This window comes from Pseudomonas sp. PS01303, from assembly GCF_029959385.1.
GTDB lineage: Bacteria > Pseudomonadota > Gammaproteobacteria > Pseudomonadales > Pseudomonadaceae > Aquipseudomonas > Aquipseudomonas rustica.
The window spans coordinates 1-8,966 of record NZ_JASCPK010000189.1; the positions used below are offsets into that span (position 1 = coordinate 1).

At 60.2% G+C, this 8,966-nt stretch carries 9 protein-coding genes; 3 read left to right on the forward strand and 6 right to left on the reverse strand.

Annotation, left to right across the window (positions count from 1 at the left end; genetic code table 11):
• The 4 genes from QMX93_RS28045 to QMX93_RS28060 all read right to left on the reverse strand — a co-directional run.
• A partial coding sequence (locus tag QMX93_RS28045; protein ID WP_282358770.1) for a hypothetical protein occupies window positions 1–212 on the reverse strand: 212 nt, incomplete at its 3' end.
• Between the two features lie 69 nt (window positions 213–281).
• The gene (locus tag QMX93_RS28050) at window positions 282–830 is read right to left on the reverse strand and encodes a cytochrome b (protein WP_053121761.1); all 549 of its coding nucleotides are present in this window, start codon (window positions 828–830) and stop codon (window positions 282–284) included.
• Between the two features lie 188 nt (window positions 831–1,018).
• A complete protein-coding gene (gene phnX, locus QMX93_RS28055) occupies window positions 1,019–1,846 on the reverse strand; it encodes a phosphonoacetaldehyde hydrolase (RefSeq protein ID WP_053121759.1) in 828 nt (275 codons plus the stop codon).
• Between the two features lie 144 nt (window positions 1,847–1,990).
• Window positions 1,991–3,100, reverse strand: coding sequence for a 2-aminoethylphosphonate--pyruvate transaminase (locus QMX93_RS28060; RefSeq protein ID WP_282358772.1), 1,110 nt, complete (start codon window positions 3,098–3,100; stop codon window positions 1,991–1,993).
• Between the two features lie 112 nt (window positions 3,101–3,212).
• Here QMX93_RS28060 and QMX93_RS28065 point away from each other — a divergent pair, with 112 nt between their 5' ends.
• Entirely contained in the window at window positions 3,213–4,073 is an 861-nt protein-coding gene (locus QMX93_RS28065; protein ID WP_053121755.1) for a LysR substrate-binding domain-containing protein, read from the forward strand.
• Between the two features lies 1 nt (window position 4,074).
• Here the strand turns inward: QMX93_RS28065 and QMX93_RS28070 are convergent, their stop codons facing one another.
• Window positions 4,075–4,803 carry a CatB-related O-acetyltransferase gene (locus tag QMX93_RS28070; RefSeq protein WP_282358773.1) on the reverse strand — a complete coding sequence of 243 codons (729 nt, stop codon included), beginning with the start codon at window positions 4,801–4,803 and terminating at the stop codon, window positions 4,075–4,077.
• 122 nt (window positions 4,804–4,925) lie between these two features.
• Window positions 4,926–5,798: a LysR family transcriptional regulator gene (locus QMX93_RS28075; RefSeq protein ID WP_053121752.1), complete on the reverse strand. Its 873-nt coding sequence runs from the start codon at window positions 5,796–5,798 to the stop codon at window positions 4,926–4,928.
• Window positions 5,799–6,083: 285 nt separating this feature from the next.
• Between QMX93_RS28075 and QMX93_RS28080 the strand changes: the two genes are divergently transcribed.
• Entirely contained in the window at window positions 6,084–7,409 is a 1,326-nt protein-coding gene (locus QMX93_RS28080) for an MFS transporter (RefSeq protein WP_053121750.1), read from the forward strand.
• A 73-nt stretch (window positions 7,410–7,482) separates the two neighbouring features.
• Window positions 7,483–8,874: an FAD-dependent oxidoreductase gene (locus QMX93_RS28085; RefSeq protein WP_282358774.1), complete on the forward strand. Its 1,392-nt coding sequence runs from the start codon at window positions 7,483–7,485 to the stop codon at window positions 8,872–8,874.
• Window positions 8,875–8,966: the final 92 nt, after the last annotated feature.

The following is an 8,966-nucleotide window of genomic DNA, read 5'->3' on the forward strand; positions in this document are numbered from 1 at the left end:
AAGCAGCCCCAATCCAGCCACCATAGTTCAGCCTGACTCACCGCATGCTGAGGTTTTGGGGCCGCTTCGCAGCCCAACGGGGATAAATCCCCTCGCCACAATGGTTTTAATTCCCCCAGATAGATTCCATTGCCAGCCACAATGGTTTGCATTGACCCAGCTAGATTCCATTGCTTGCCACAATGGTTTGCATTGACCCAGATAGATTTCATTGCTTGCCACAATGGTTTGCATTGCCCCAGCTAGATTCCTTTGCCAGCCACAATGAGGCCTCAGTGGGTTTACCCGCGCTTCGGCATCATCCGCAGCAACGTGTTATCCCTCACCACATAATGGTGATAGATCCCCGCCAGCGCATGCAGGCCGATCAGCCAGTAACCGATCGTGGCGATCAGCACGTGCCAGCCCTCCACCTGTTTGGCGAAGGCTTTGTCCTCACCCACCAGCAGCGGCAGATCAAAACCATAGAACATCACCTGATGCCCCTCGGCGCTGGTGATCAGCCAGCCGAGGATCGGCATGCTGATCATGAACAGGTACAACGCCCAGTGCATCAGCCGCGCCAGTACGGTTTGCCATTGTGGCGAAGCGGGGAAGATTTTCGGTGCCGGGCCGAGGCTGCGCGCGAGCAGGCGAAACCACACCAGCACGAATACGGTCAGGCCGAGCATGTAATGCACTTCGCGGATCAGCGTGCGGCCGCCGCTGCCTTTGGGGAAGAAGCCGCGCAATTCCATGCTGGCATACACCAGCACCAACAGCACCAGCATCAGCCAGTGCAGCAGAACCGACACGGTGCTGTAGCGAGATTCGGAACTTGTCCACGGCATACGGTGTTTCCTCACAGATCAGGGTCAAAACTGCCGTTCTAGCGCGACGGCATGCTTTAACTGTAATCCGCTTTGGCGGATTTGCCTGAGGCTGATCGGACTTTCAATGCTCTGAATCACGGGTTTCATGAAAAAAAACGCCAGCGTCGGGCAGACGCTGGCGTTTTTGTTTACTGCGGGCCGGGCAATCAGCTCGATTGCGGCATCTCACCCTTGGCCAGACGCTTGTTGATGTCGGCAATCACTTCCGGCAAATCAGTGATGGTGTCGATCATGTAGTGCGGACGCGAGCTCTCGAACAGCGCGTGGATGCGCTTGCGCTCGCTGGCCAGTTCATCGCTGCCCAAGGCGCGGAAACCTTCGTAATCCAGACCCAGCGCGTTGCCCGAGCAGATCAGCGCAACCGTCCACATCCCGGCGCGACGGCCTTCGAGGATGCCCGGCACGGTGTCGTCGATCTTCACGCAGGCGCCGACGTCGTCGATGCCCAAGGCAATCACGTTGGCCAGTGCCTGAGCCGGCCAAGGGCGACCGTTCGGCACCTCGTCGGTGGCAACCACGTGGTCGGCGACATAACCGTTGGTGGCGGCCAGTTCGACGACTTTGTCCATGACCTGCTTCGGATAGCCGGAGCAGGAGCCGATCTTGATCCCTTGCTGACGCAGGTTGGCGATGGTTTCCAGCGCGCCGGGAATCAGCGCCGAGTGCTCGGCGATCTTCTCGATCTGCAGCGGCATGAAGCGGTTGTAAATCGCGGTGACGTCGTCATCGGTCGGCGTGCGGCCGAAAACCTTGCGATAACGCTCGGCGACCTGCGGCTGATCGCAGAGGGTGCGGATGTGATCCCACTTGCCCATGCCCATCGGGCCACGGGCTTCTTCGATGGAGACCTGCACATCGAATTCGGCGAAGGCTTCGACGAAAATCTGCGTCGGCGCGAACGAACCGAAATCGACCACGGTACCGGCCCAGTCGAGGATCGCGGCTTGCAGCTTGCTTGGATTGACGTAGTTCATGTTGATCAAATTCCTGTAATGGCAATGCAATTCAAACTGTAGGAGTGAGCCTGCTCGCGATAGCGGTTGTTCATTCAACATCGTCGTCGACTGACACGGCCTCATCGCGAGCAGGCTCACTCCTACAGGGGATTTGTGTGGAGTTCAGATTTCGAGGACTTCCATCTCACGCAGCACTTCACCAACAGCCGCCACCGCTTGGCGCATTTGGTCCGGGCTGACATGACCGATGCAGCCGACACGGAAGGTCTCAACCTGAGTGAGCTTGCCCGGGTAAAGGATGTAACCCTTGGCTTTGACCCGTTCGTAGAAGTCCTTGAACTGATAACGCGGATCACTCGGCGCATGGAACGTGGCAATAATCGGCGCCTGAATCGCCGCCGGCAGAAAGCTGCGCAAACCGAGCTTGCCCATCTCTTCCATCAAGGCCTGGCAGTTGGCGGCATAACGCGCATGGCGTGCCGGCAAACCACCTTCTTCGTTGTATTGCAGCAGCGCTTCGTGCAGCGCCGCGACCACGTGGGTCGGGGGGGTGAAGCGCCATTGACCGGTTTTCTGCATATAAGCGTGTTGATCAAACAGATCCATCGCCAGCGAGTGCGAATTACCAGCCGCCGCGGCCAGCGCTTCCTTGCGAGCGAAGACGAAACCCATCCCCGGCACGCCTTCCAGACACTTGCCGGACGCGGCGATCAGTGCGTCGAACGGCACTTTCTGTGCGTCCACCGGCAGGGCGCCGAAGGAGCTCATGGCGTCGATGATCAGGCGTTTGCCGTGCTGTTCGACGACGTGGGCGATCTCTGGCAGCGGATTGAGAATCCCGGTGCTGGTTTCACAATGAATCAGCGCGACGTGAGTGATATCACTGTCGGCGCGCAGTAAGCGGTCGACGTCAGCGGCGGTGGTCGGTTCGTCCTCAGCGGTTTCGAAGGTGCTGAACGAGCGGCCGAGCACTTCGCAGATTTTCGCCAGTCGTTTGCCGTAAGCGCCGTTGATCAGCACCAGCACTTTGCCGTCGCGCGGCACCAGGGTGCCGATGGCCGCTTCGACGGCGAAGGTGCCGCTGCCCTGCAACGGCACGCAATGGTGAGTGGCGGCACCGTTGAGGATCGCCAGCAATTGTTCGCAGAGGCTGGCAGTCAGTTGGTTGAAGCGGTCATCCCATGACCCCCAGTCGACCATCATCGCCTGACGGGTGCGGGCCGAAGTGGTCAACGGGCCGGGAGTGAGCAGGATGGGTTCGGCAATACTCATTCGTGTGTCCTCGGATAGCGCTGTGGGATGAAGCTACGAGGCATACGTTGCAATTCGGTGTTGCATCAATCAAATTGTTTGTTGTTATGCCAGCCATCAGTGAGAGTTATCCATGAACCTGTTCCAACTGCGCGCCTTCGATGCTGTGGCCCGCGAAGGCAGCTTCACCCGCGCCGCTGCGCGGTTATTCATCAGCCAGCCGGCGGTCACCGGGCACATCAAGGCGCTGGAGGAGCACTACCAGATCACCCTGTTGCGGCGCACCGCGCGACGGGTGGAGTTGACGGAGGAGGGCACCAAACTGGCGGCGATCACCCGCGCGATGTTTGGCCTCGCGGAAGAGGCGCAGACCATGCTCGAAGCCAATCGGCAATTGCTCACCGGGCGCCTCGAAGTGGCGGCGGACGGCCCGCACATGGTCATGCCGATGTTGGCGAGCCTGCGCGCGCGCTACCCGGGGATCACGGTGAATCTGCGTTTGGGCAATGCCCAGGAAACCCTGGCGGCGCTGTTATCCGAGCACGCGGACGTCGCGGTATTGACCGAAGTCGAGCCGCGCAAAGGCCTGCACCTGCAAGCGCTGAGCGAGTCGCGGATTTGCGCACTGGTGCCCGCCGCGCATCCGTGGGCAACCCGCCAAGGCGAGGTGAAACTCAAGGAGCTGGATCAAGTGATCATGGTGCTGCGCGAACCGAGTTCGATCACCCGGCGAACGTTTGACGAGGCCTGTGCGCAGGCCGCAATCCATCCGCGTGTGCTGCTGGAGCTGGACAGCCGCGAGGCGGTGACGGAAGCGGTGGCCGCCGAGTTGGGCGTCGGCGTGGTGTCATCGGTGGAGGTCAGCCATGACCCGCGCGTGGTGGCGATTCCGATTGTCGGCGACGGCTTGGTCAACCGGCACATGATCGGTTGCATGGAGCGCCGTCGGGAATTGCGCTTGATTCAGGCTTTTTTCGGTTTGGCACCGGCCTGAATCAAGCAATCGCCAACTGCGCTTGCGCCGGCAGGATCGCTGTAGTTTTGCGCGTGACCTCGATTCTCGGGTAATCCGCCTGCTTCAACTGCATGCCTTCGAGCAGATCCAGCGCGGCAGCCGGATCGTTCAACGGCAGCGTCTGCAACAGCTTCACATCGAGATTCCACCACTGACTCTTGAGCAGCCTTTCGATGGTCTGTGGGTCATGCCGATACTTGATGATTTTTGCCGGCGTACCGGCAACGATCGCGTAGGGCGGCACATCCTGAGTCACCAGCGCACGCGTCGCGATAATCGCGCCAGTGCCGATCTGCACCCCTTCAAGAATCATCGCGCTGTGCCCGATCCAGACGTCGTGGCCGATGGTGACGTCGGCCACCACCGGGTCGAACGTCAGGGCGGTGTCGGTGTACTGGAAGGGATGGGAACTGAGCCAGTCTGTCGGGTGAGAACTCTTTTGCTGACCGATAAAGCAGCGGGTGCTGATCGAGCAGAACCGCCCAATCGAGGACACGGCGGACAGCACGCAATCGCTGCGAATGTAGGTGTGCGCACCGATGGTCAGGTGTTTCGACTCGATCACCACATAACCGATGGACACGTGCTCCTCGAGCGTCAGCCTGGATCGCTTGTGCAAGGAGGAAATGCCGCCCGCGACTTTACAATCGTGCTGGCGAATCCATTTCTTCCAGAAATGATCTCGAACGGAATTGATTAGTTTTTTCACGATGCGTTCTTCGATTCCGTGATCGCAACTCTGCGAAAGGTGTTGGGAAATAATTTGTCACAGGAGCTCAGGCGCCAGTGTAGCCGACGATCTCGATTCGACTGAATACGAAAATTCCGACGTTACGCCAGACTCTCGCGCACCATTTCCAGAAACGTCGCCACCACGCGCCGCGAACTCTGTTCGCGCAGGCACACCAGCGTTTCCGTCAGGCGCCGCGTGCAGTCGATGATCGGCAACGCGCACACCCGCGAATCCGCACCAAATTCCGCCGCCGACACCACGCCAACGCCAATCCCCACCACCACGGCCTCCCGCGCCGCTTCCCGGCCTTCGACCTGAATCGCCGGACGAATGCGGAACCCGGCCCGGGCCATTTCTTCTTCCAGGGTTTGCCGGGTTACCGAACCGTGTTCGCGCAACACCAACGGCGTGTCATCGAGATCCGCCAGGCAAATCGATTCGCGCTCGGCCCACGGGTGATTACGCGACACAAACGCGACCATCGGATCGTTACGCAACGGAACACAGAGCAAGCGTTCATCACTGACATCACGCCCGAGCAGAGCCAGATCGGCCTGATAGTTGAACAGACGAAACAGCGATTCGTCGGTGTTGCCGGTCTCGATCTTTACGCTGATCCCCGGATAGCGCTCGCAGAACCGCGCGATCTGCGGCAGTACATGCACCGGCGCATCCACCGCCAGAATCAGGCTGCCGGTCTGCAAGGCCTGGGATTCCTGGAGCAATTCCTGCGCTTCGGCTTCGATCACGAACAGCCGCTGGGTGATCGCCAGCAAGCGTTCGCCCAGATCGGTCAGGCGCACGGAACGTTTATTGCGGTGAAAAAGCAAAACGCCAAAGCGTTCTTCCAGTTTGCGCACCTGGTCGGAAATCGCCGGTTGCGTGAGGTAGAGCCGCTCGGCGGCTTTGGTGAAGCTGCCATGCACCGCGACGGCGTGGAAGGCTTTGAGTTGGGCGTGGGAGACTGCCATGGCGACTCCTGGTGCGAGATCAGTTCAGTAACAAGCTGAGCTTATGAGTGAAATACGATAAATCGATTTTATTTATTAAACAGTAATTGCTTTGATCGGCTCACGCCATCGCTGACTGCTCGGTCGAGCAGCGGCGTTGGCCATGAGCCTGTGCGTGCAACCGCAGGCCTCATCTGACCGGTACCGCCATAGGGAAGGGTGGTATCGCAGTGCTCAACAATAAAAACACAGGCGTTTTGCTTAACGATTCTGCCGGCACACTCACACCCTGAGGTCAGAACCACAATGAACAAGCACATCGGCACCATCGCACGTTGGCGCGTGCAGATTTTCGCGATTACCTGGCTTGCGTACGCCGCTTTCTACTTCACCCGCAAAGCCTTTTCGGTGGCCAAACTGGGCATCGCCGAAGACCCGACCTTCATGCTCGACAAAATGGCCATGGCCAACCTCGACGCCATCTATCTGGCGGCGTATGCCGTGGGCCAATTCACCTGGGGCATGCTCGCCGACCGCTTTGGCCCACGGGTCGTGGTGCTCGGCGGCTTGCTGATTTCCGCCGCAGCCGCGTTGGTGATGGGCAGTTACGCCACGCTTCCGATTTTCGCCACCTGCATGCTGATACAAGGCCTGGCGCAGTCCACAGGATGGTCGGGGTTGTGTAAAAACCTTGGCAGTTTTTTTCCTGCGAAGGAACGCGGGCGGGTGCTTGGCTTATGGAGTTCCTGCTACGCGTTTGGCGGTCTGGTTGCGTCGCCGTTCGCCGGTTGGTGGGCGTATACGTTGATCGGCAGTTGGCACGCGGCGTTTATTTCCAGCGCGGTGGTGGTGGCAGTGGTCGCGGTACTGTTCTTTATCTTCCAGCGCAATAAACCGGAAGACGTCGGCCTGCCGGAAGTCGATCCGGAACCGGTACTGACCGCTGAGGAAACCGCAGCCAACAGCAAGCTAAGCGTGTGGGAGCCGCTCAAGGAAATCCTGCGCAACCGCACGGTGTTGGTGCTCGGTCTGGCGTATTTCATGTTGAAACCGGCGCGTTACGCGATTCTGTTGTGGGGCCCGGTGATCGTGTTTGAACAGATGCCGAGTGTCGGAAAGGTCGGCGCGGCGATTATTCCGACCTCGTTCGAACTGGCCGGATTGCTTGGGCCGATCCTCATCGGTCTGGCCTCGGACAAACTGTTCGGTGCGCGGCGCATGCCGGCCTGCGTCATCAGTTTGCTGGCGCTGACCGTGACGCTGGCGCTGTTTATGGCCGCGCTGCAAACCGGCAGTGTGTTGCTGGTGGTCGCGCTGCTGTTTGTCATGGGCCTGACCCTGTATGGCCCGGACTCGATGATCAGCGGTGCGGCCGCCATCGATTTCGGTAAAGCCAAGGCGGGCGCCACGGCGGCCGGTTTTGTTAACGGTTGCGGTTCGGTCGGTGCGGTACTCGGTGGTTTGCTGCCGGGTTACTTCGACTCGGTGACGGTGTTCATCGTTTTCGCCGGTTGCGCCCTGTTCTCGGCGCTGGTGCTGATCCCGCACTGGAACAGCCGCCCGGTCGGCGTCATGGAGCCGCGCGCCTCAATCCCCAATTGCCCGCTGACCATCAAACCTCTGCGTACCTGACAACCCGCTGCCGCGTGGCCTGCTGCGACGTTCGCGGCAGGCTGCGCCGTGGCCCACTGACTGGAGAAATCCCATGAGACCGTTTTGGCTGGAGCAGGCCTTGCAGGCTGATACGTCCGAGACTTGCCCGCCGCTGCAAGGCGAAGTGCGCACCGACGTGTGCATCGTTGGCGGCGGTTACACCGGGTTGTGGACGGCGATCATGCTCAAGCAACAGAACCCTGAACTCGACGTGCGGCTGATCGAAGCCGACATCTGCGGCGCTGGCGCCAGTGGCCGTAACGGCGGTTGTGCGCTGTCATGGTCGGCGAAATATTTCACCCTGGAACGCCTGTTTGGCGTCGAGGAGGCGGTGCGTCTGGTCAAGGAATCCGAGCGCAGCATTCATGCGATCGGCGAGTTTTGCGAGCAGTACGGCGTCGATGCCGATTACCGCCTCGACGGCACGCTATACACCGCGACCAACCGCGCACAAGTCGGCTCGACCGATGCGGTGATCGCAGCGCTGGAGCGTAACGGCATCAACTCGTTCACCCAGCGGCCGGTCGCGGATGTGCAGCGCATGGCCGGTTCCAGCAAACATCTGGAAGGCTGGTTTTCGCCAGCGGCGGCCAGTGTGCAACCGGGCAAACTGGTGCGCGGATTGCGGCGTGTGGCGTTGCAACTGGGCGTGACGATCCATGAAAACACAGCAATGACCGGGCTGGAGGAAGGGCGCCCGGCGCGCATTCAGACGCCCAACGGCAACATCATCGCCGACCGCGTGGTGCTGGCGATGAACGCATGGATGGCCCGGGCTTTTCCGCAGTTCGAACGCAGCGTGGCGATTGTTTCCAGCGACATGCTGATCACCGAACCGCGCCCGGATCTGTTGCAGGAGATCGGTTTGACCAGCGGTGTGACCGTGCTCGATTCGCGGATTTTCGTGCACTACTACCACAACACCCCGGACGGCCGGATTATGCTCGGCAAGGGCGGCAACACCTTTGCCTTTGGCGGGCGGATGCTGCCGGTGTTCGATCAGCCGTCGCCGTATGCCGGGTTGCTCAAGCGCAGTCTGGATGACTTCTTCCCGGCGTTCAGCGATGTGAAAGTCGATGCGGCGTGGAACGGGCCGTCGGATCGCTCGGTGACCGGTTTGCCGTTTTTCGGGCAGATGAGCAGCAGCGGCAATGTGTTTTACGGGTTTGGCTATTCCGGCAGCGGGGTGGGGCCTTGTCATATGGGCGGGCAGATTCTGGCGTCGCTGGTGCAGGGGATGGATAACGCCTGGACGCGTTCGCCGATTGTGAACGGGCCGCTGGGGTATTTTCCGCCGGAGCCGATTCGTTACCTCGGTTCGCTGATGGTACGCAACGCCATCCGCCGCAAAGAACGCGCCGAAGACCACGGCCACCGGCCACGGCATCTGGACGTGCGCCTGGCGAAGTTCGCCGCTGCTGCCGGCAAAGCCGACAAAGCCTGAAGGGTTAAAACAACCCCTGTAGGAGCTGCCGAAGGCTGCGATCTTTTGATCTTGTTTCTTACAATCAACAGCAAAAGATCGCAGCCTTCGGC

What these genes read in the sequence shown, in the direction of transcription:
- QMX93_RS28050 (WP_053121761.1), bottom strand. Translation starts at nt 830, where the DNA reads ATGCCGTGGACAAGTTCCGAATCTCGCTACAGCACCGTGTCGGTTCTG.
- phnX (WP_053121759.1), bottom strand. Translation starts at nt 1,846, where the DNA reads ATGAACTACGTCAATCCAAGCAAGCTGCAAGCCGCGATCCTCGACTGG.
- QMX93_RS28060 (WP_282358772.1), bottom strand. Translation starts at nt 3,100, where the DNA reads ATGAGTATTGCCGAACCCATCCTGCTCACTCCCGGCCCGTTGACCACT.
- QMX93_RS28065 (WP_053121755.1), top strand. Translation starts at nt 3,213, where the DNA reads ATGAACCTGTTCCAACTGCGCGCCTTCGATGCTGTGGCCCGCGAAGGC.
- QMX93_RS28075 (WP_053121752.1), bottom strand. Translation starts at nt 5,798, where the DNA reads ATGGCAGTCTCCCACGCCCAACTCAAAGCCTTCCACGCCGTCGCGGTG.
- QMX93_RS28080 (WP_053121750.1), top strand. Translation starts at nt 6,084, where the DNA reads ATGAACAAGCACATCGGCACCATCGCACGTTGGCGCGTGCAGATTTTC.
- QMX93_RS28085 (WP_282358774.1), top strand. Translation starts at nt 7,483, where the DNA reads ATGAGACCGTTTTGGCTGGAGCAGGCCTTGCAGGCTGATACGTCCGAG.